The organism is Variovorax terrae, from assembly GCF_022809125.1.
Taxonomy (GTDB): domain Bacteria; phylum Pseudomonadota; class Gammaproteobacteria; order Burkholderiales; family Burkholderiaceae_C; genus Variovorax_A; species Variovorax_A terrae.
Window position 1 is genome coordinate 525465 of sequence record NZ_JALGBI010000001.1, and the last position, 19268, is coordinate 544732.

General features: G+C 66.9%; 19 protein-coding genes and 1 tRNA gene. 6 read left to right on the plus strand and 14 right to left on the minus strand.

Annotation, left to right across the window (positions count from 1 at the left end; genetic code table 11):
- Positions 1 to 15: 15 nt before the first annotated feature.
- The 7 genes from MMF98_RS02325 to MMF98_RS02355 all read right to left on the minus strand — a co-directional run bounded on the left by MMF98_RS02325 (position 16) and on the right by MMF98_RS02355 (position 5079).
- Positions 16 to 795, minus strand: coding sequence for a hypothetical protein (locus MMF98_RS02325; RefSeq protein WP_243303931.1), 780 nt, complete (start codon positions 793 to 795; stop codon positions 16 to 18).
- Positions 792 to 1583 carry a hypothetical protein gene (locus MMF98_RS02330; RefSeq protein WP_243303933.1) on the minus strand — a complete coding sequence of 264 codons (792 nt, stop codon included), beginning with the start codon at positions 1581 to 1583 and terminating at the stop codon, positions 792 to 794. The genes MMF98_RS02325 and MMF98_RS02330 overlap by 4 nt, the downstream gene beginning before the upstream one ends.
- A 17-nt stretch (positions 1584 to 1600) precedes the next feature.
- Positions 1601 to 2065, minus strand: coding sequence for a GNAT family N-acetyltransferase (locus tag MMF98_RS02335; protein WP_243303935.1), 465 nt, complete (start codon positions 2063 to 2065; stop codon positions 1601 to 1603).
- The gene (locus MMF98_RS02340) at positions 2062 to 2715 is read right to left on the minus strand and encodes a DUF6817 domain-containing protein (protein ID WP_243303937.1); all 654 of its coding nucleotides are present in this window, start codon (positions 2713 to 2715) and stop codon (positions 2062 to 2064) included. Before MMF98_RS02340 ends, MMF98_RS02335 begins: the two co-directional genes overlap by 4 nt.
- A complete protein-coding gene (locus MMF98_RS02345) occupies positions 2712 to 3350 on the minus strand; it encodes a 2OG-Fe(II) oxygenase (protein ID WP_243303940.1) in 639 nt (212 codons plus the stop codon). Before MMF98_RS02345 ends, MMF98_RS02340 begins: the two co-directional genes overlap by 4 nt.
- 827 nt (positions 3351 to 4177) lie before the next feature.
- Positions 4178 to 4254, minus strand: a tRNA-Met gene (locus MMF98_RS02350).
- A 45-nt stretch (positions 4255 to 4299) separates the two neighbouring features.
- Positions 4300 to 5079 carry an enoyl-CoA hydratase gene (locus MMF98_RS02355; RefSeq protein WP_243303942.1) on the minus strand — a complete coding sequence of 260 codons (780 nt, stop codon included), beginning with the start codon at positions 5077 to 5079 and terminating at the stop codon, positions 4300 to 4302.
- Between the two features lie 156 nt (positions 5080 to 5235).
- Between MMF98_RS02355 and MMF98_RS02360 the strand changes: the two genes are divergently transcribed.
- The 4 genes from MMF98_RS02360 to MMF98_RS02375 all read left to right on the plus strand — a co-directional run bounded on the left by MMF98_RS02360 (position 5236) and on the right by MMF98_RS02375 (position 8835).
- Positions 5236 to 6042 carry an enoyl-CoA hydratase-related protein gene (locus tag MMF98_RS02360; RefSeq protein ID WP_243303943.1) on the plus strand — a complete coding sequence of 269 codons (807 nt, stop codon included), beginning with the start codon at positions 5236 to 5238 and terminating at the stop codon, positions 6040 to 6042.
- Positions 6042 to 6476, plus strand: coding sequence for a hydroxyphenylacetyl-CoA thioesterase PaaI (paaI, locus tag MMF98_RS02365; protein WP_243303944.1), 435 nt, complete (start codon positions 6042 to 6044; stop codon positions 6474 to 6476). The genes MMF98_RS02360 and paaI overlap by 1 nt, the downstream gene beginning before the upstream one ends.
- Positions 6473 to 7768 carry a phenylacetate--CoA ligase PaaK gene (gene paaK / locus MMF98_RS02370; RefSeq protein WP_243303946.1) on the plus strand — a complete coding sequence of 432 codons (1296 nt, stop codon included), beginning with the start codon at positions 6473 to 6475 and terminating at the stop codon, positions 7766 to 7768. Before paaI ends, paaK begins: the two co-directional genes overlap by 4 nt.
- A 95-nt stretch (positions 7769 to 7863) precedes the next feature.
- The gene (locus MMF98_RS02375) at positions 7864 to 8835 is read left to right on the plus strand and encodes a Bug family tripartite tricarboxylate transporter substrate binding protein (protein WP_243303948.1); all 972 of its coding nucleotides are present in this window, start codon (positions 7864 to 7866) and stop codon (positions 8833 to 8835) included.
- A gap of 59 nt (positions 8836 to 8894) precedes the next feature.
- Here the strand turns inward: MMF98_RS02375 and MMF98_RS02380 are convergent, their stop codons facing one another.
- The 4 genes from MMF98_RS02380 to MMF98_RS02395 form a co-directional block, all read right to left on the minus strand.
- A complete protein-coding gene (locus MMF98_RS02380) occupies positions 8895 to 9956 on the minus strand; it encodes a DUF3108 domain-containing protein (RefSeq protein ID WP_243303950.1) in 1062 nt (353 codons plus the stop codon).
- A complete protein-coding gene (locus tag MMF98_RS02385) occupies positions 9935 to 11710 on the minus strand; it encodes a M61 family metallopeptidase (protein WP_243303952.1) in 1776 nt (591 codons plus the stop codon). The genes MMF98_RS02380 and MMF98_RS02385 overlap by 22 nt, the downstream gene beginning before the upstream one ends.
- A gap of 61 nt (positions 11711 to 11771) precedes the next feature.
- Positions 11772 to 12491, minus strand: a complete 720-nt coding sequence (locus MMF98_RS02390; protein ID WP_243307266.1) for a DsbC family protein — start codon at positions 12489 to 12491, stop codon at positions 11772 to 11774.
- Positions 12492 to 12518: 27 nt separating this feature from the next.
- A complete protein-coding gene (locus MMF98_RS02395) occupies positions 12519 to 13652 on the minus strand; it encodes an FAD-dependent monooxygenase (protein WP_243303954.1) in 1134 nt (377 codons plus the stop codon).
- 83 nt (positions 13653 to 13735) lie between these two features.
- On the opposite strand from MMF98_RS02395, the gene MMF98_RS02400 reads away from it, so the two are divergent.
- Positions 13736 to 14602 (plus strand): MOSC domain-containing protein, encoded by an 867-nt coding sequence (locus MMF98_RS02400; protein ID WP_243303956.1) that lies wholly within the window; start codon positions 13736 to 13738, stop codon positions 14600 to 14602.
- A gap of 19 nt (positions 14603 to 14621) precedes the next feature.
- Here MMF98_RS02400 and MMF98_RS02405 read toward each other — a convergent pair whose 3' ends face one another.
- Positions 14622 to 16496 carry a sensor domain-containing diguanylate cyclase gene (locus MMF98_RS02405; protein WP_243303958.1) on the minus strand — a complete coding sequence of 625 codons (1875 nt, stop codon included), beginning with the start codon at positions 16494 to 16496 and terminating at the stop codon, positions 14622 to 14624.
- A 31-nt stretch (positions 16497 to 16527) separates the two neighbouring features.
- On the opposite strand from MMF98_RS02405, the gene ychF reads away from it, so the two are divergent.
- Positions 16528 to 17619, plus strand: coding sequence for a redox-regulated ATPase YchF (gene ychF, locus MMF98_RS02410; RefSeq protein ID WP_243303960.1), 1092 nt, complete (start codon positions 16528 to 16530; stop codon positions 17617 to 17619).
- Positions 17620 to 17674: 55 nt separating this feature from the next.
- Here ychF and MMF98_RS02415 read toward each other — a convergent pair whose 3' ends face one another.
- Together MMF98_RS02415 and MMF98_RS02420 are read right to left on the minus strand one after the other, a co-directional pair.
- Positions 17675 to 18637 carry an OmpA family protein gene (locus MMF98_RS02415; protein ID WP_243303962.1) on the minus strand — a complete coding sequence of 321 codons (963 nt, stop codon included), beginning with the start codon at positions 18635 to 18637 and terminating at the stop codon, positions 17675 to 17677.
- Between the two features lie 111 nt (positions 18638 to 18748).
- Positions 18749 to 19219 (minus strand): YqaA family protein, encoded by a 471-nt coding sequence (locus MMF98_RS02420; protein ID WP_243303964.1) that lies wholly within the window; start codon positions 19217 to 19219, stop codon positions 18749 to 18751.
- Positions 19220 to 19268: the final 49 nt, after the last annotated feature.

Sequence of the window (19268 nt, forward strand, 5' to 3'; positions counted from 1 at the left end):
AGAGGGGCTGTCGGTCTATTTCGGTGCCTGGAAGATGAGATCCTCTAAGCGGCGGAAGAATTTCGGGGTGCTCTTGCGTCCGTTTTCATCGATAGTTCCTTTCGGAATTTCGCTCTCAATTTTTTTCTCAAGACTGCGCTTCATCTCGCGGAGTCGATAGGCATCCACAACTCGAATGTTGGCTGGAATATTGCCCACGATGTCACCGGTGTCTGCACTAATGTGCAGGCCGTGCTTTGGCGGTTTTTTATCGAGAACGAATTCGTTAACAATTCCGCCTATGAAAAAAGTGCCGTCATAGGGCTTGAGATAGATCAGCTCATCTACACCGAGAACACCACCATACTCATACATACCTGAGCGCACCGTAAACCCCCATTTATCCGGATCGCAAACATTGATAATTGGGCCGCGAAATAGATAGGATTTGGCCCACAGCTCCTTGCCATCTGGAAGTACGCGTGCAATGCTGTATACGGCAGGTTCGCAACGTGGAGAAACAGGTTGAGTGTGCAACGGGCTTGCAACTTCTATGACGGCCAAGGCGGCAGGCCAAACGGTTTTGATGACACTGCCATCGGGTAGAGTCAATGCTGCGCCAAGAGAATTTTCGTTGTATGCGGCTCGAACTACGTTATCACTTTCGCTTGAGGCTGGTGCCACCCCTGATTGCGCTTGCACTCCGGAACTATCGAGCAAAAGGAGCAATGTGACGCACGTGATATATACGCCTTTGACCACAGCTTCAGTCAGCGCAATGACGGCGACCAGTTTCCATCGGATGAGGCGTTTCATTGGATTTTCCTTCCCAAGATCAATTTGCTATTCTTTTCGTAGCTACTTGCGTCTGATTTAATCGGGCTACAGGCTCTTTTCATTCTGAAGTTGCCACGCTTTACCGCCGTGAAAAGGCTTCCGGCGCTTGAATTCGATGCTCGATTCAAATGGTTTCTGGCGTAGTTCAATAGCCTTTTAGCCCTGCCGTCCCTTACTCTTGGACGCAAGCGGCTACGCCTTTGATAGCGTTGAATCACATGGTCGTTGTTCAGCAGTTCCTGCATGGTGCTGCCGTTGCCGCGAACCGAGATCACGGCGGGCACATTCTGCTCGGTCGTGAAGCCATCCTCATTGATTTGCAGGGCATTCAGACCATGCAATTGCGTCACCAGCAAAGTGGACTGCCTATTGTTGGTATTCATCTGTATGCTGTCCGGCTTTGGCACATAAATGTTGCTCAGCGTCTGGGCCTGGGGCATCAGCGCGCTGATTTGATGGACCTGGTTGCTCTGTGGAAAGGTGCAGTTCGCATAGTCCAGGCTGGATACATCCAGGGCGCTTAGGGCGGTGACTTCATTGGCCTGCAGCTTGCCGCCGTCGTTAAGGGCTTTGTAGATGGGGGCGCTGGCATTGATGCCCTTGTCGCCATTGGCCCCCCAGGTGGCCAGGCTGGTCATGTCTCTGAAAGGGGCTGCCGCTGCGTTATTACTGAACATCTCCTCGGTGTTGTCGATGATGCCGTTGATGTTTTTGTCCAGCACCAGGGAACGCCGACGGAGTTGAATGCTGGCCGCTGGTGTTTTCACGTGTGTTGTCCTGTTCATCAGCTTCGGTCTATCCACTTGGCATGCATTGCTCCCACGGCTGTCAGGCCCAGCTTCTCCAACAAACGATGGTTGCGGTTTGGCGCGCCTGTGAACCGATCCAGCAGCCAGATCTCCACCACGTCACGGTTGTCGGCCCATTTCCGCAAGGCACCCAGCAAGCGCAAGGCCGCGGGGCTGCCGCGCAGCTGGGGCAGTACGTAGAACACGTCGATTTGCACCGCGAAGTTGTTGCTGAAGGCGTATTGCTGCGCCGAGGCCAGCAGCAGCGCCGCAAGAGAGCCGTCGCTTTGCTGCACAACCATTGCGCAATGTTGCTTGCTGGGCAGCGCCTGCTCCAGGTAGCGCCATGCACGCTGGGCGCTGTAGGGCATCCATGCGTAGCGGCTCTCCGCGTGGATGCGGCGGCCAAGCTCTACCAGCCGGGGAATATCAGATGCCTGGGCAAAACGTGGCTGGCTCATCGCTGGCTGTCCTGGGCGTGCGGTGCCGGCGGGCGCATCTGCTGGCTGAGTCTGTCGCGCAAAGCTGCCATGGCCGCGGCGCTCAGCAGGGGCCGATCGATACCTGCGCAGTACAGGTCGCGCAGTGCGTTGCCCGAGCCACCTTGTTCGAGCAGGTTCGCGCACTCGATTTCTGTCAGCGCTGCGAGCTGGTGTGAGGTGATCGTCAACGGGTGCGAGGCAGGCCATCCGCGCCGCGCAGGCAAGGGAATCCGCTGCGGTATGAGGGCGCCGGGCCGTAGCAGTTGCAGCCCTTCCAGTAAGGCGCGTGGTCGGTCTACGGCACCGAAGAGCCAGGCCAACTGCTCGGCGCCATGACCGATGGCGTGCTGCAGCTCGGGGCGCCGGTTTTCAGGCAGGCTCTGACGTTGGAAGGCATTGGTGCCGTAGATGCTGTGGAACAGGCCTGCCAGGCAGATGGGTTGGGTGTTGCCCCAGCGTCGCAGCAGTTGCCAGGTACCCGCCAGGTGCAGCAACAGCGTTCGGCCGCTGTGGGCCAGATGCATCGCCGCACTGCCTTCGAGGAGGCGCCAGGCGGCTGGTGGCACGTGCGTGCGCAGTTCGTCAAGGAGTGGCTGCTCGGCGCTTGCTTGGACCAGAGAGCTGTTCATGGCGCATTTGCTGGGATCGACGCCCCTGATCCAAGTAGCGCCTTGTGGGTCTTAATGACCAGGCTCACGCGCAGTTCGCTGCAGTCGCGGCTGGGTGCCCGGGCGCAATGTGGGATGGCTCCATGAAACGTGACGGCTCGTCCGGGGCGCGGAAAGACGGAGGTCAGGATGTCGTCTTCATCGCGGTTGTAGAACACCGTGTCACCGCTCCAGTTCTGGTGCCAGACCGGATGGGCGTAGTAGATGGTGGAGAAGTAGTTTTCAGTGTCCTTGTTGTCCTGATGCACGTAGCCTTCGATGCCGTAGGTATGGCCGTTCAGGTAGACGCGCAACGGTTCGTGGCCGCGCAGCGGCCCCTGCTGCAGCAGTTTGAACAGAGCGTGCACGGCAGAGAATCTGGCGCTGGAGGCCAGTTCGCTTTCGCAGTTGACGCGGCTGCTGCCGTCGCCGCCTGCGATGTGCGCATGCCAGTAGCAGTAGCGTTCGCGCCGCGTGTTGGAGCGCCAGCCGTATTGCCAGATGGGTTGGCGAGTCAGATCGGACAGGGCTTGCTGCAGCGTGGGTGGGATGAGGTCGTCCGTGACGAGCAGGGGCCCTAGGTAGGTCTGGAATGCTTTGATCTGCATAGCCATCATCAGTCAATGCTTGAAAGAAGAGTCGTGCTTGTGCTTCGGCGAGCCGTGGTCTGGCGGCGTTGACACGGCATCACGCGGCGAGAGGGATTCGTGCTTTCGGCGTTGGAAGGTGCTTGGCCCTCTGGGGGCGCGAGAGGCCGTTTGAGCATGCTGCGCAGCTGACGCTCGCTCTGCGAAACCATGGGTTCTTGTGTTGGGAGCCGGTCGGTCAAGGCCGAGAAGAGGGGCGTTGCGTCGTGGCGAAGGCGCGCCCGCGACCGTGCCAATGGGCCGGTTGTCGATCCGACGCGGGGGATCACCGTCGAGCTCCCTGTGTTTGCTGCTTCTGCCGCCTGTCCTGCTGCGCTTGGAGAACAGGCAACGGGTGGGTCAGCGGTCGACCTCCGATGGATTGCACTTGCGGCAAATGGTCGTGCCGGTGACTGATGCGGCAGCTTTTTCTTGCTGTGTGTGACTCATCACGATTCCCTTATTGCTATCTGTTTTTCTTGGTACTTAATGTAACAAATTAAATCTTATTGCCTATGAATGTGTCCACCTTGGCGCGGGAAACTGTTGCATTTGCGAGAAAACTGAGGGCACCGGAGCATGCCGAGCGGTGGCGCTTATGCATGGAAAACAGGGGGTTCAGGAGGGTGAGGGGGCTTGTCACTGCGCCACGTGACGCGCCTACGACTACTGACCACTGGAGGTGCTGGAGGTACCCTCCAGAGGGCTGATTGGGGGCCGGTCGCAGATGGTGATGTGGCCCTGCGAGGGGTTCCGCGCGAGCTGCAGATGTGCGAAGCCCCCGCTATCTTGCGATAGCGGGGGCTTCTTATGTGGTTTGGTGGCGCTTCACGGATTCGAACCGCGGACCTGTGGATTATGATTCCATCGCTCTAACCGACTGAGCTAAAGCGCCAAGCCCTCCATTATAGCGTGTCTGCCATGGAGGGTGAAGCCGGGTTCACTGGTTGCGGAAATCGGCCTTGCGCTTGTTGACGAAGGCGTCCATGCCTTCCTTCTGGTCGGCCGTGGCGAACAGGGCGTGGAACATGCGGCGCTCGAACATCACGCCGTCGCTCAGGCCGCTTTCGAAGGCGCGGTTCACCGATTCCTTGGCCGCCATGGTGGCCAGTTGCGAGTAATCGCAGATCTGCAGCGCCGCGCCGAGCGCCTCGTCCATCAGCTTGTCCAGCGCCACCACGCGGCTGACCAGGCCGGCGCGCTCGGCCTCGGCGGCGTCCATCATGCGGCCGGTCAGGGCCAGGTCCATGGCCTTGGCCTTGCCCACCGCGCGCGGCAGGCGCTGGGTGCCGCCGGCGCCGGGGATGATGCCGAGCTTGATCTCGGGCTGGCCGAAGCGGGCGTTGTCGGCCGCGATGATGAAGTCGCACATCATCGCCAGCTCGCAGCCGCCGCCCAGGGCGAAGCCGCTCACGGCGGCGATCACGGGCTTGCGGACCTGGCGGATGGTTTCCCAGTTGCGCGTGATGTAGTCGCCCTTGTAGACGTCGGCGAAGCTGTAGCTCGCCATGGCGCCGATGTCGGCCCCTGCGGCAAAGGCCTTCTCGCTGCCGGTGACGATCATGCAGCCGATGGCCGCGTCGGCATCGAAGGCCTTGAGCGCATGGCCCAGTTCATCCATCAACTGGTTGTTCAGCGCATTGAGCTGCTTGGGGCGGTTCAGCGTGACGACCCCGACTTTGCCGGCCTCGGTGCGCACCTCGATCAGTTCGTAGTTCATGGGCTTTCCGGTTTTCTGTTGCAATGGCAGAACTATACCGAGCCCGGCCGTTGCCGCGGGCGGCGGCGGCTTCCGGGCCGGCGCCATTCCGACCCCGGGAAAACATTAACCGACCGAATGGTCGGCGAATGGTAGATTCTGCTTCAGGAGACCCGTATGACCGAACCCACCGTTCTTTATTCCGCGCAGGGCGCCGTGGCCCTGCTCACGCTCAACCGGCCGCAGGCCCTCAACAGTTTCACGCGCCAGATGCACCACGACCTGTGGGCCGCGCTGGACCGGGCCGAGGCCGACCCCGGCATCCGCGCGCTGGTGATCACCGGCGCGGGCCGCGGCTTCTGCGCCGGGGCCGACCTGGCCGAATTCGACTTCGAGCCGGGCCCCGATCTGGTCGAGCGCGCCAATCCCGGGCCGGTGATCGAGCAGGCCTTCAACCCCACGGTGCGCCGGCTGCAGGCGCTGCGCATGCCCAGCATCGTGGCGGTGAACGGCGTGGCGGCGGGCGCGGGCGCCTCGCTGGCCATGACCTGCGACATTGCGATCGCGGCCTCGGGTGCCAGCTTCATCCAGGCCTTCAGCCGGATCGGGCTGATTCCCGATGCCGGCGGCACCTGGTTCCTGGCGCAGCGCCTGGGCCTGGCGCGGGCCATGGCGCTGGCCATGACGGGCGACAAGCTGCCGGCGCAGCAGGCCAGGGACTGGGGCCTGATCTGGGAGGTGGTCGACGGCGGCGCCGACGAGTGCGTGGCCGCGGCGCTGGCACTGGCGCAGCGGCTCGCCGCCATGCCGACGAAGGCCTTGGTCGCCACGCGGCAGATGCTGCGCGACAGCAGCACCCGCACGCTCGACCAGCAGCTCGACGCCGAGCGCGACATGCAGTCCGCGCTGGGCCGCACGCACGACTACATCGAGGGCGTGACGGCCTTTCTCCAGAAGCGCGCGCCGCAGTTCAGGGGCGAATGATGGAGGCCCGTCAACTGGCCCAGGCGGTGGGCGAATCGATGTTCGCCGCCGACCGGGCCTCGCGCGAATTCATGCAGATGGAGCTGGTGAGCTGCGAACCCGGGCGCGCCGTGATGCGCATGGCGGTGCGCGAGCCCATGCTCAACGGCCACCGCATCTGCCACGGCGGCTTCATCTTCACGCTGGCCGACTCCACCTTCGCCTTCGCCTGCAACAGCTACAACCGGCCCGCCGTGGCCGCCGGCTGCAGCATCGAATTCCTCAAGCCGGGCCAGCTCGGCGACCTGCTCACCTGCGAGGGCGTGGAGCAGGCGCTGCAGGGGCGCCACGGCATCTACGACATGAAGGTGACCAACCAGCGCGGCGACGTCGTGGCGATGTTCCGCGGCAAGAGCGCCCAGCTGCAGGGCACGGTGATCCCGGAGGCCGCATGAACCGCTTTCCCCTCGAACCCATCGAAACCGCTTCCGTGGACGAGCTGCGCGCGCTGCAGCTCAAGCGCCTGCGCGCCACGCTGCGCCATGCCTACGCGCACTCGCCGGTGTACCGGGCCAAGTTCGATGCGGCCGGCGTGCACCCGGACGATTGCCGCACGCTGGCCGATCTGGCGAAGTTTCCCTTCACCACCAAGAAGGACCTGCGCGACAGCTACCCCTTCGGCATGTTCGCGGTGCCGCGCGAGCAGTGCGCACGCATCCATGCCTCCAGCGGCACCACCGGCAAGCCGACGGTGGTGGGCTACACGAAGAACGACATCGACACCTGGGCCACCGTGATGGCACGCAGCATCCGCGCCAGCGGCGCGCGACCGGGCGACCTGGTGCACGTGAGCTACGGCTACGGCCTGTTCACCGGCGGCCTGGGGGCGCACTACGGCGCCGAGAAGCTGGGCCTGACCGTGGTGCCGTTCGGCGGCGGCCAGACCGAGCGCCAGGTGCAGCTGATCCATGATTTCAAGCCCGACATCATCATGGTGACGCCCAGCTACATGCTGGCCATCGCCGACGAGTTCGAGCGCCAGGGCCTGGACCCGGCCGCCTCCAGCCTGCGCCTGGGGATCTTCGGCGCCGAGCCCTGGACCAACGACATGCGGCTGGCGATCGAGCGGCGCATGGGCATGGACGCGGTGGACATCTACGGCCTGTCCGAGGTGATGGGCCCGGGCGTGGCCAACGAGTGCGTGGAGACCAAGGACGGCCCCACTATCTGGGAGGACCATTTCTACCCCGAGATCATCGACCCCGACAGCGGCGAGCCGGTGGCCGACGGCGAGCCTGGCGAGCTGGTGTTCACCAGCCTGACCAAGGAGGCGCTGCCCATCATCCGCTACCGCACGCGCGACCTCACGCGCCTGTTGCCCGGCACGGCGCGCACCATGCGCCGCATGGCGAAGATCACGGGCCGCAGCGACGACATGATGATCGTGCGCGGCGTCAACGTGTTTCCCACGCAGATCGAGGAGCTGATCCTGCGCCGGCCGGAGCTGAGCGCCCACTACCTGTGCATCCTGAGCCTGGACGGCCCGATGGACGCGCTCACGGTGGCGGTGGAGACCCGTTCGGGCGTGCTGCCCGACTCGGCCCCGGCGCTGGCCGCGGCAGACGCCCTGCAGCACGACATCAAGGCCTACATCGGCACTTCGGCGCGCATCGAGCTGCGCGCCACCGGCGGCGTCGAGCGCAGCCTCGGCAAGGCCCGGCGGGTGCTCGACCAGCGGCCGCACTGAGCGCCGCCATCCGGGTAATTGCTGATATGGCTGCCAGCCGTTTGACAGCCATTCGCGTTAATGTCGCGGGAAACCACTCACAACAGAGGATTGACATGAAACGCCGTACCCTTTTGCAGGCTGCCGGTGGCGCCGCCATCGTCCCGGGCTTTGCCCTGGCGCAGGACAAGTACCCGGGCAAGCCCATCACCTGGATCTGCCCCTACGCGGCCGGCGGCAACGCCGACAGCCGCTCGCGCCAGGTGGCCAAGGTCATGAGCCAGCTGCTGGGCCAGCCCATCATCATCGACAACAAGGCCGGCGCCGGTGGCAACATCGGCACCGAGGCCATCGCACGCGCCAAGCCCGACGGCTACACGCTGGGCATGGGCAATTTCGCGCCGCTGGCGGTCAACAAGGCGCTGTTCAAGAAGCTGAACTTCGATCCGGCCAACGATCTCGTGACGATCGGCCTGATCGAGAAGGGCCCGCTGATCCTGATGGTGCGCAACGATTCTCCCTACAAGTCGGTCAAGGACATCGTGGCGGCGGCCAAGGCCTCGCCCGGCAAGCTGAGCTACGCCTCGGGCGGCATCGGCGGCACGCACCACCTGAGCGGCGCGCTGTTCGAGCACGCAGCGGGTATCGACATGATCCATGCGCCCTACAAGAGCGGCTCGGCCGGCGCCACCGACCTCATGGGCGGGCAGGTGCACATGATGTTCGAGCAGATGTACGCGGCCATGCCCTCCGTCAAGGGCGGCAAGCTGCGCGCGCTGGCCATCACCAGCAAGACCCGCTCGCCGCTGGCGCCCGACATCCCCACCATGGCCGAGCAGGGCTACCCGGAGGTCGAGGTGCTGAACTGGCAGGGCCTGATCGGTCCCAAGGGCATGTCGCCCGACCTCGTCAAGCAGCTCAACGCGGTGCTCAACAAGGCACTGCAGGACCCCGACCTCAAGGAAAAGATCCTGAGCCAGGGCAACGAGGTGGGCGGCGGCACACCCGAGCAGTTCGCGGCCCTGGTCAAGACCGAAACGCCGCGCTGGGCCAAGGTGGTCAAGGACGCCAAGATCGAAGCCGAGTAAGACGCCGCGCCAGCGGCCGCCAGCACACGGCGCGGCCCCTGGCGGGCCGCGTTGCCGTTTCAGCGCTGCTCGATGCGGTCGACCAGCAGGTCCACGAAGGCGTCGTTGCCCAGGCCGATGCGGATGCGCACCGGCAGGTACTGCAGGCTCGGCGCGAACCACATCTCGGCCGTGATGTTGCCGCGCGGATTGGCCAGCGGGCGCGGCTTGAGGTGGAAGGCCTGCACCGGCCCCAGGCGCGGGGTCATCAGCGTCACCTGTTCGGTGATGTCGTAGGTCCACAGGTCCACGCCACCCGGGCGCGCCATCCAGAAGCTCACGGTGCGGCCCACCTCCAGCGCGGCGCGGCCGCTGGCGAACTGGTGGCTGAGCTCGACGAACTGGCTGGCCGTGTCCTGCACGCCGTCGGGGCGCGGCACGCGCTCGCCGCTGCCCAGCGCCACGCTGCGCTCGTCCAGCAGGGCGCTGCGGCGGCGTCCGTTCACCTGTTCCTCATAGGCGCGCGGCTGCAGGCCCTGCGGCGAGACCTTGCCCTGGCTGGTCATGACCATGTTGACCATCCAGCCGATGTCGATGGCAACGCGGGCCTGGTAGCTGTCGGCCTCGCGCTGCCATTGCACTTGCGCGTTGCCGTGCAGCTCGCCGCGGAACTGGCCGCCCAGCTGGTAGCTCAGGCGGGTGTCGGCGGGCCAGCTGTCGAGCCAGGCGGTCGTGGTCGCGGTGGCGCTGGCGGCGGTCGTGCTGCTGTCGGGCGTGGCCGCCACGGTGGCAGTGGCTGAGGCGATGGTGCTGGTGGCCGGCGGCGCCGTGTCGGTGGGGGCCGCGGCCGGTTCGGGCGGCGGTGCCGTCGGCGTGGTGTCGGCCGGGAGGCTGCTGCTTGCTACTGAATTAATAGCATTCGATGACCGCTGCGCCTGGACCTTCCGCGGTTTTGGCACCGAAATGGGGGCTGGAGCCGGCGGCGGGGCCTGCGGCACGATCTGCCGCGTGAACATCGGCGTGGCCAGCGGGCGCAGCACCGAGGGTTCCTGCCACTGCCTGGCCAGCCATTCCAGCGCCAGCCCATGCGCCAGCAGCACGGCCAGCGCCAGCGCGGTGATCAGTCGTGCGGTGCGAGCCACAGCTTGACAGGCGCTGCGTCGCGCAGCGCCAGCCGCCAGGTGCCGGCGGCGGCCGGCAGCGCCAGGTCGAGCCGCAGCAGGCGCTTGTCGCGCGCCACCAGCGCGGTCACCTTCCGGGCGGTGCCGGCATACAGCGCCAGCTCATCGAGTTTGCCCAGGCGCCAGCCCTGGCCGGCCACTTCCACGCCCAGCCATTCGTCGCCCGCGGCCAGGCCGGCGCGCTCGGCCGCGCCGCCGCGCAGCACCGTCTTGACCTGGATGCCGCCGTTCTCCGTCACGCGAAGGCCCAGCCGCTGGGCCGGCTGGGCCGGCTCCACCAGCACGGCCACGCCATGGCGCTGCAGCAGCGCCTGCAGCGGCAGCTCGCGCGTGCCGTGCACCCAGGCGGCGATCTCTTTCGCAAACGAGCGGCCGCCCAGTTCGTGGAGCACGGCCGCGAAGTCGGCTTCGCTCATGGCGCCGCGGCCCTGGCCGGCGCCGCAGCGCTGCCAGAGCGCACGCATCACCTCGTCCAGGGTGGTGCGGCCTTCGGCGCGCAGCGTCAGGTCGAAGCACAGCGCCACCAGCGCGCCCTTGGTGTAGTAGCTCACCGTGGCGTTGGGCGTGTTCTCGTCGGGCCGGTAGTACTTGACCCAGGCGTCACGGCTGGCCTGCGCCACCGACTGCACCAGGCGTCCCGGCGTCTGCAGCACCTGGTTGGCGGTCTTGTTGAGCAGCTTGAGGTAGCCGGCGTCGTCGAGCAGGCCGGCGCGGCGCAGCAGCAGGTCGTCGTAGTAGCTGGTGAAGCCCTCGAAGAACCAGAGCAGCGGCGTGTAGTTCTCGCGCTCGTAGTCGTAGCGCTCGAAATCGGTGGGGCGCAGGCGCTTGACGTTCCAGGTGTGGAAGTACTCGTGGCTGATCAGCCCCAGCAGCATGGTGTAGCCCTCGGGCTGGCGCGCCTCGCCGCGGCGCGGCAGATCGCGGCGGTTGCAGATGAGCGCCGTGGAGTTGCGGTGCTCCAGGCCGCCGTAGCCTTCGTCCACGGCGTTGAGCATGAACAGGTAGTTCGGGTGCGGCGGCTTCCTGCTGCCGTGCCAGAAGCGGATTTCGGCCTCGCAGATCCTGCGGGCGTCGGCCAGCAGCCGCGCGCCGTCGAACGAGGCCGTGGCGCCCGCCACCACGAAGCGGTGCGGCACGCCGCAGGCCTTGAATTCGCCGCTCCAGAAGCGGCCCATCTCCACCGGGCAGTCCACCAGTTCGTCGTAGCCGGCCGCGCGGTACAGGCCAAAGCCGTTCTTGCTGGTTTTCAGGGCGGGCAGCCCCGTGGCCACCTGCCAGCCGGCGATGGCGGGCGCTGCCACCAGCTCGAGGTCGTGGGGCTGGTCTTCCTGCCCCTCGACCCGCAGGCACAGGCTGGTGCCGTTGAAGAAGCCGCGGCTCGCGTCGAGCCAGGCGGTGCGCACGGAGTTGTCGAAGGCGTGGATCTCGTAGGTCAGCACCAGCGGCTGGCCGGGCCGGCACTCCACCTGCCAGCTGCATTTGTCCAACTGGCTGCAGGCCGCGGCGCGCGCGCCCTGGCTGGCGCGCAGGCGCTGCAGGCTCTTGGAGAACTCGCGCACCAGGTAGCTGCCGGGAATCCACACCGGCAGCGAGACGCGCTGCTGCGCGGCGGGCTGCGCCACGGTCAGCGTGACGCGGAACAGATGGGCCTGCGGATCGGCCGCCTCCACGCGGTAGTGGAGCGGGGCGGCGGGGGGCGTGTTGTTCTTGGGCATCTTGGGTCAAAGAATACCCCAGGCGCGGCCCGGGCGAGAGCCGCGCGGGCCGGCGCGGGGCCTACTTGGCGGCGACGGCGTCGGTCAGGAACTTCTCGACCTGCTGCGCGCCAATGGCGCCGGGCACGCGCGAGCCGTCGGCGAAGATCAGCGTGGGCGTGCCGGTGATCTTGTGTTTCTTGCCGAACTCGAGGTTGCGGTTGAGCGCGGCGGCATCGCAACTGCCGGCCGCCGCCGGCACATCGCGCACCATCCAGTCCTGCCACGCCTTGGCCTTGTCCTTGGCGCACCAGATGTTGCGCGACTTGTCGGGCGAATCGCCGCCGAGGATGGGGTAGAGGAACATGTGGATGGTGACGTTGTCCACCTTCTGCAGATCGCGCTCGAAGCGCTTGCAGTAGCCGCAGTTCGGGTCTTCGAACACCGCCATCTTGCGCTTGCCGTTGCCGCGCACGATGGTGAAGGCGTCCTTCAGCGGCAGGCTGCTGTAGTCGATGGCGGTGAGCTTGTCGACACGCTCCTCGGTCAGGTTGCGGCGCTGCTTGGTGTCGATCAGGCTGCCCTGGATCAGGAAGTTGCCTTCGGCATCGGTGTAGAGGATGTCGGTGCCGTTGACGCGCACCTCGAACAGGCCGGGCATGGCCGATTTGGTGACTTCGTCGATCTGCTGCAGCTGGGGGATGCGCTCTCCCAGGTTCTTGCGGATCGTGGCTTCCTGAGCCTGCGCGGCGAAGCCGGCGGCCAGCAGGGCCGCGAGCAGCCCGGTCTTGAACATGTTCATCGTCATCCCATTCTCAATATCAATGATTCAAAGCAATCCGTTTCCAGGCAGGCCCATGGCCTGCCGCGCCACCCAGGTCTTGAGCGGCCCGCTGCGCTCGAAGCCCTTCATGCCCCAGTTGCGCAGCGCCTGCCAGGGCGAGCCCGGCTGCGCGAACAGCTGCTGCAGCCCGTCCGTCGTCGCCCCCATGGACAGCACGTCGGCCTTGCGCGCACGTTCGTAGCGGCGCAGCAGCTTCTCGTCGCCCACGCCGCGCCAGTATTCGCGCTCATGCAGCACCCGGGCCAGTTCCGCCGCGTCGGCCAGGCCGAGGTTCAGCCCCTGTCCGGCCAGCGGGTGCACCGTGTGCGCCGCGTCGCCGGCCAGCGCCCAGCTGGCGCCGCCGCGGCGGCCGACCCAGTGCCGGGCACGCGCCAGCTGCAGCGGCCAGGCGGCGCGCTCGCTGGCCAGCGTGAGCCGGCCCAGCGCTTGATGGCTGGCGGCCTCGAGCTGCGCGGCGAAGCCGTCCGCCTCCAGCGCCAGCAAGCCGGCCGTGCGTTCCTGAAGGACTGACCACACAACCGCGACCGAGTTCCCCTGCGGGCCGTCCAGCGGCAGGAACGCCAGGATCTCGCCGGGCGAGAACCACTGCCGCGCCACCTGGCGATGGGGCTGTTCGCAGCTCACGCGGGCGGCGATCGCGCGCTGGGGGTAGGGCGTGATCTCGAAATCGACCGCGAACTCCTCGCGGGTCGTGCTGGCCCGGCCTTCGCAGACCACGGTGAGGGCGGCCGGGGCCGGAGCCTCCAGCACGTCGATCAGCGGCTGGTAGCGCACCGCCTCGGCCAGCCGGGCTTCGAGCGCGGGCACGTCGACGATCCAGGCCAGCGCGGGCGCGCCCTGTGCTTCGGCGCTGAAATTGACCTCACCGCCGTCATCGCCATGCACCTGCATGGCCTGCACGGCGGTGGCATGGCGGGCGTCGGGCCAACTGCGCAGGGAATCGAGCAACTGCTTCGAGGCGGCATTGAGCGCGTAGGCCCGAACGTCCGAGGCGCCGCTGGCCGCGCCGGGTGGCTGGGCCAGCAGCCCGACCCGCAGCCGCTCGCGCGCCAGCAGCAGCGCCAGCGTGCGGCCCACGATGCCGGCACCGCGGATACAGATGTCATAGGGTTGAGCCATGCGGGGATTGTAGGAGGCAGGGCAAAATCCCCGGTCCGGCATGGAAACCCCGCCGCCTGCCATCTGCTGAAAGGAACCCTCACGTGAGTACCGCCCCCCGCGATGTGGCCGCGAAGATCGCGCGCCTGTTCGTCTACCCCGTCAAGTCCTGCGCCGGGGTGGAGGTGCAGGAAGCCCTGCTGACCGAGACCGGGCTGGAGTTCGACCGCGCCTGGATGGTGGTGGACGAGCAGGGCGAGTTCGTGACCCAGCGCGAGCTGCCGCGCATGGCGCTGATCCGGCCCCGGCTCAAGCACTTCGAGATGGTGCTGCGCGCGCCCGGCATGCTGGCGCTGCACATTGCGCTGGACGCGGTGGAGCAGCCGGTGCAGGCCAAGGTCTGGAAGGACGTGGTCAGCGCCTACGACATGGGCGATGTGGCCGCCCAGTGGTTCAGCGATTTCCTGGGGCGCCGGCTGCGCCTGGTGCGTTTCGATCCGGACCACAAGCGCCTGTCCAGCCTGCAGTGGACCGGCGGCGTGGAGGCGCTGAACCAGTTTGCCGACGGCTACCCCCTGCTGGTGGCCAGCGAGGCCTCGGTGGATGAACTCAACACGCGGTTGGCCGCGGCCGGCCATGGGCCGGTGGGCATCGAGCGCTTCCGGCCCAACATCGTGCTGTCGGGAGCGCAGGCCCATGACGAAGACCGGCTGCAGGTGCTGCATGTGGCCACGGCGCAGGGCGAGGCGCGGCTGCAGCCCGTCAAGCCCTGCTCGCGCTGCCCGATTCCCAACATCGACCCGGCCACCGCCGTCAGCAGCCCGGAGGTCAGCGACACGCTGCAGGGCTATCGCCGCGACGAGCGCGTGAATGGCGCCATCACCTTCGGCATGAACGCGATCGTGCTGCAGGGTGTGGAGCAGGTGCTGCGCGTGGGGCAGGCGGTGTCGGCCGACTACCGGTTCGATTGAGCGCGAGCGGCGCGCCGGCTCAGGCGGTCTGGGGCAGCGTGCTGTCGCCGTCGTCCAGCGCGTCGGTCTGCGAATCCTGCTCCTGTTCCAGCGGCAGGGGCCGCGTGGCTTCGGGCTCCAGGAAGCGGATGGGCCGGCGTGTGCGCCCCGACATGCCCGACAGCAGCTCGCCCAGCGCCTCGTTCAGTGCGGCCGGCTCCAGGCTGCGTTCGCACAGCAGCACGGCGGCGATGTGGAACTGCAGCGTGACCTCGGGCTTGAGGCCCTTGAGCGGCATCAGGCCGGCGGCGATCAGGCGCGCCGCGCGGTCGGTTACCACGGTGCGCGAGGACACGCCTTCCATGATCAGGCCGAACCGCGCCTCGCCGACGCGGCTGGTGGTGTCCACGTCGCGCAGCAGCCGCCGCAGCTTGATCACGCTGCGCAGCAGGCTCTGCTCGGCCACGGCGGGGCCGTGGAAATCCTTGATGCGCTGGTAGTTCACGAGATCGATGAGCACGATCGCGGCGCTTTCGCGATCGCGCTGGTGGCGGTGGACCACCTGGCGCAGCCGGTCCTGGAACAGGTGCGCGGCCAGCAGCCCGGTCAGCGCATCCTGGCTCGACAGGGCCTGCGCGCGCACCTCCGCGCTGTGGCGCTCGCGCGAGCGGATGTTGAGCGCCACCAGCAGTAACGGCACTTCCAGCGCCATCGCGATCACCACCGCGTATTGGGCCAGCCACGAGAACGGTACCCAGCCGAACACGCGCACCATGGCCAGCAGCACGGCCAGCGCCATCGGCGCGTAGGCCGTGGCCATCCACAGCCCCACCACGTCGCCGCGCCGCCAGATCAGCAAGGCGGCGGCCACGTTGATCAGGGCCACCGAGGTCAGGTACAGCCCCAGCAGCGTCACCGTGGTGGAGCGCTCCAGGGTCACGTAGGCCAGGGCCAGCACCAGGCCGCCGACGCCCAGCCATTGCAGGGCGCGGTCGAGCCGCGGATAGCGCCTGGAGATGCTGCTCAGCTTGCGCATGAACAGCAGCGCACACGCGCCAGCCAGCAGGGCCAGGAAGCCCTGCGCCGTGTCGGCCCAGCGGCCCGCCGTGCCCCACAGCAGGTGGCCGGCCACGCCGGTGTAGGCCGCCACGGCCAGCATGGTGATCGCCGCATAGAGCGCATACCAGGCATAGGTCGGGTCGCGGTAGGCCCAGCTTTGCACGGTGCAGGCCACGATCAGCAGCAGCAGCGCGCCGAACACGATGCCCAGCCCCAGGTACTCGAGCTGCTGGCGGGTGTCGTGGCTCGCTTCCGTGCTCAGGCGCGCGGGCAGGCTCAGCGGCGTGAGGTGGTTGACGCGGGCATAGAGGTCACGCGTCTGTCCGGGCGCCAGGTTCAGCCTGAAGGAGGGGTAGCGCCCGGCCTCGGGCCAGGCCGCCATCTCGACGGTGTCGCCCGCCAGCTGGGCCTGCCAGGCGCCCGAGGCGTTCTGCTGGTACAGCGCCACGCTGTCCAGGTAGGGCAGCGGGAATTCGAGCATCCAGGGCCCGGCGGCCGCCGTCGGAGCCAGCGTCACCCGCCAGTGCAGCCACAGCGCCCCTTGCGCTCCCAGCGCATCGACCCGGCCGGCCTGGACCGGCGCAAAGGGCTCGGCGCCGGCGGCCAGCACCTGCTCGAACGAGGCGGTGCCCGCCGGGTCCACCCAGGCCTCGCCCCGCGTCGCGACATCGAGGGTGCTGAGGCGGTCGTCCAGCACGATGGCGGCCAGGGCGGGGGGCTCGGCAACGGCGGCCTTGCCGCTGCGGGCCTGCGCCGGCCCGGCGATGGCCAGCGCCAGCAGCAACAGCCACACCGGCCACCCCCGCTGCCACAGGCCGGCCAGCGCGCGCGCAGCGGGGCCTTTCGGGCATCGCATACACTTGCCAGCCTGAATTTCGAGGTACGTCATGAGTCTGAAGTGCGGCATTGTAGGCTTGCCCAACGTAGGGAAATCCACCTTGTTCAATGCGTTGACCAAGGCAGGCATCGCTGCCGAAAACTACCCTTTTTGCACCATCGAGCCGAACGTCGGCATCGTGGAAGTGCCCGACCCGCGGCTGCAGCAGCTGTCCGACATCGTCAAGCCCGAGCGCGTGGTGCCGGCGATCGTCGAGTTCGTGGACATCGCGGGCCTGGTCGCCGGCGCCAGCAAGGGTGAAGGCCTGGGCAACCAGTTCCTGGCGCATATCCGCGAAACCGACGCCACCGTCAACGTGGTGCGCTGCTTCGAGGACGAGAACGTGATCCACGTGGCCGGCAAGGTCGACCCGATCTCCGACATCGAGGTGATCCAGACCGAGCTGTGCCTGGCCGACCTGGGCACGGTCGAGAAAGCCCTGCACCGCCATACCAAGACGGCACGCTCCGGTGACAAGGATGCCATCAAGCTGGTCGCGCTGCTGGAGAAATGCCAGGCCGCGCTGAACGAGAACATGCCGGTGCGTGCGCTCGAATTCAGCAAGGAGGACCGGCCCCTGGTGAAACAGTTCTCGCTGATCACCGCCAAGCCAGCCATGTTCGTGGCCAACGTGGCTGAGGACGGTTTCGAAAACAACCCCTTCCTCGACCGCCTGCGCGAGTACGCCGAGAAACAGGGCGCGCCCGTGGTTGCCATCTGCGCCAAGATCGAGGCCGAACTGGCGGAGATGGACGACGAAGACAAGAAAATGTTTCTCGCCGAAATCGGCCAGCAGGAGCCGGGCCTGAACCGCCTGATCCGCGCGGCCTTCAAGCTGCTGGGCCTGCAGACCTATTTCACCGCCGGCGTGAAGGAAGTGCGCGCCTGGACCATCCACATCGGCGACACCGGCCCGCAGGCCGCCGGCGTGATCCATGGCGACTTCGAGCGCGGCTACATCCGTGCCCAGACCATTGCGTTCGAGGACTACATCGCCTTCAAGGGCGAGCAGGGCGCCAAGGATGCGGGCAAGATGCGCTCGGAAGGCAAGGAGTACGTCGTCAAGGATGGCGACGTGATGAACTTCCTGTTCAACGTCTGAGCCCGGGCCGGCGCCCCCTTCAGGGGCGCGGCAGAGAAAGGCGCGGGGCCAGCGGCTACTGCACCACCAGCTCCACCCGCCGGTTCTTCGCGCGGCCCGCGTCGCCCTCGTTGCTGGCCACCGGCGCCAGCGAGGCCACGCCCTTGGCGGCAAGGCGGTTCGCGGCCACACCGTATTGCGCCGCCAGCGCCTTGGCCACCGCCTCGGCGCGCCGCTGCGACAGGTCCAGGTTCTGCGCCAGCTGGCCCTGGTTGTCGGTGTGGCCGACGATGTAGACCTTCAGTGCCGGCGCGTTCTTCAGCAACTTGCCCATTTCATCGAGCGAGGGTTTGGATTCGGGCTTGACGTCGGCCTTGCCGGTGTCGAAGAACACGCCATAGACGGCGATCCGGCCCTCGGCCTGCAGTCCCTTTTGCAGCGCGGCGGCGTCCAGCACCTGAATCTGGTCGGTCTGCATCGGCTGGACCTCCACCACCTGCTGGTAGATCGACAGGTTGTCGCGGCCGGACTCCATCATGTGCAGGAACACGTACACATCGCCCTGCGGCGAACTGCGCTGGGCGAGGAGGCCACGCTGCGGCAGGCCGAAGTAGCTGTCGCCGAAACCCTTGGGCGCCACCTGGCCCGACAGATGGACGAATTGGGAGAAGTCCCCACCGCAGTCGGCGTTGGCGCAGGTGAACAGTAGTTTGAAGCCGCCCTTGGTCAGCGCCTGTTCGTAGTTCTTCGCCGCTTCCATGGCGGTCTTGGCGCCGGCGATGCGGTAGTTCAGGTGGGTGGTCTTGCCTTCGAGCGCCAGCAGCTTGCCGGGCTTGCCGGCATCGTCCACGCGGGCGACGGGCAGCGAGGCCGCGTCGAAGCTTTTTTGCCGGTAGTCTGAAATGGCGGCGCCGGCGAAGCGGCCCAGCACGGGGTGGTCCTTGGACCCCGCCACGTCGGCGGCGGCCCGGGCCGCGGAACAGGCAAGCAGGATGGCAGACGCGCACAGCACAAGCCGCGCGAAAGGCGCATGAAGCATGGATTTCCTCCTGGTGAAGACGGCCCCGGTCTGGCCGGGCAGGCGGATTCTAGGGGGCACCGGCGGCGCAGAGGTATCGAATTGCTACGCCGGGGCGTGCATATGTCACGGTCAGGCCGGAAACACCCAGAGCAGCGCGCCCGTCATCACCACATAGCGCAGGAACTTGCCCACCGCCATGTAGGCCAGGCAGGGCCAAAACGGCAGCTTGAGCCAGCCGGCCACGGCGCACAGCGGGTCGCCCACCACCGGCAGCCACGACAGCAGGCAGGCCTTGGGGCCCAGGCGCTCCAGCCACCCGAGCACGCGCAGATGGGTGGGCGAGTGGCGGTACTTGTCCACCACCTTGTGCGCGCCATAGCCCATCCACCAGTCCACCGCGCCGCCGAGCGTGTTGCCCAGCGTGGCCACCAGCACGGTGGGCCAGAGCAGCTCGGGATTGAGCTTGACCAGGCCGAACACCACGGGCTCGGAGCCCAGCGGCAGCAGCGTGGCGGAGATGAACGACACCACGAACACCGTGCTCAGCCCGTACCGGGGCAGGGCCAGCAGGGTCAGCAATTGTTCGAGCCATATATCCATGCGGCCCAGTATATGAAGCTGGCCCCTGCAGATTTCAATTGCTGAAATT

What these genes read in the sequence shown, in the direction of transcription:
- MMF98_RS02325 (WP_243303931.1), bottom strand. Translation starts at nt 795, where the DNA reads ATGAAACGCCTCATCCGATGGAAACTGGTCGCCGTCATTGCGCTGACT.
- MMF98_RS02335 (WP_243303935.1), bottom strand. Translation starts at nt 2,065, where the DNA reads ATGAGCCAGCCACGTTTTGCCCAGGCATCTGATATTCCCCGGCTGGTA.
- MMF98_RS02395 (WP_243303954.1), bottom strand. Translation starts at nt 13,652, where the DNA reads ATGGCTCAACCCTATGACATCTGTATCCGCGGTGCCGGCATCGTGGGC.
- MMF98_RS02360 (WP_243303943.1), top strand. Translation starts at nt 5,236, where the DNA reads ATGACCGAACCCACCGTTCTTTATTCCGCGCAGGGCGCCGTGGCCCTG.
- paaI (WP_243303944.1), top strand. Translation starts at nt 6,042, where the DNA reads ATGGAGGCCCGTCAACTGGCCCAGGCGGTGGGCGAATCGATGTTCGCC.
- MMF98_RS02340 (WP_243303937.1), bottom strand. Translation starts at nt 2,715, where the DNA reads ATGAACAGCTCTCTGGTCCAAGCAAGCGCCGAGCAGCCACTCCTTGAC.
- MMF98_RS02405 (WP_243303958.1), bottom strand. Translation starts at nt 16,496, where the DNA reads ATGCGATGCCCGAAAGGCCCCGCTGCGCGCGCGCTGGCCGGCCTGTGG.
- MMF98_RS02415 (WP_243303962.1), bottom strand. Translation starts at nt 18,637, where the DNA reads ATGCTTCATGCGCCTTTCGCGCGGCTTGTGCTGTGCGCGTCTGCCATC.
- MMF98_RS02345 (WP_243303940.1), bottom strand. Translation starts at nt 3,350, where the DNA reads ATGATGGCTATGCAGATCAAAGCATTCCAGACCTACCTAGGGCCCCTG.
- ychF (WP_243303960.1), top strand. Translation starts at nt 16,528, where the DNA reads ATGAGTCTGAAGTGCGGCATTGTAGGCTTGCCCAACGTAGGGAAATCC.
- MMF98_RS02420 (WP_243303964.1), bottom strand. Translation starts at nt 19,219, where the DNA reads ATGGATATATGGCTCGAACAATTGCTGACCCTGCTGGCCCTGCCCCGG.
- MMF98_RS02385 (WP_243303952.1), bottom strand. Translation starts at nt 11,710, where the DNA reads ATGCCCAAGAACAACACGCCCCCCGCCGCCCCGCTCCACTACCGCGTG.
- MMF98_RS02390 (WP_243307266.1), bottom strand. Translation starts at nt 12,491, where the DNA reads ATGAACATGTTCAAGACCGGGCTGCTCGCGGCCCTGCTGGCCGCCGGC.
- paaK (WP_243303946.1), top strand. Translation starts at nt 6,473, where the DNA reads ATGAACCGCTTTCCCCTCGAACCCATCGAAACCGCTTCCGTGGACGAG.
- MMF98_RS02375 (WP_243303948.1), top strand. Translation starts at nt 7,864, where the DNA reads ATGAAACGCCGTACCCTTTTGCAGGCTGCCGGTGGCGCCGCCATCGTC.
- MMF98_RS02355 (WP_243303942.1), bottom strand. Translation starts at nt 5,079, where the DNA reads ATGAACTACGAACTGATCGAGGTGCGCACCGAGGCCGGCAAAGTCGGG.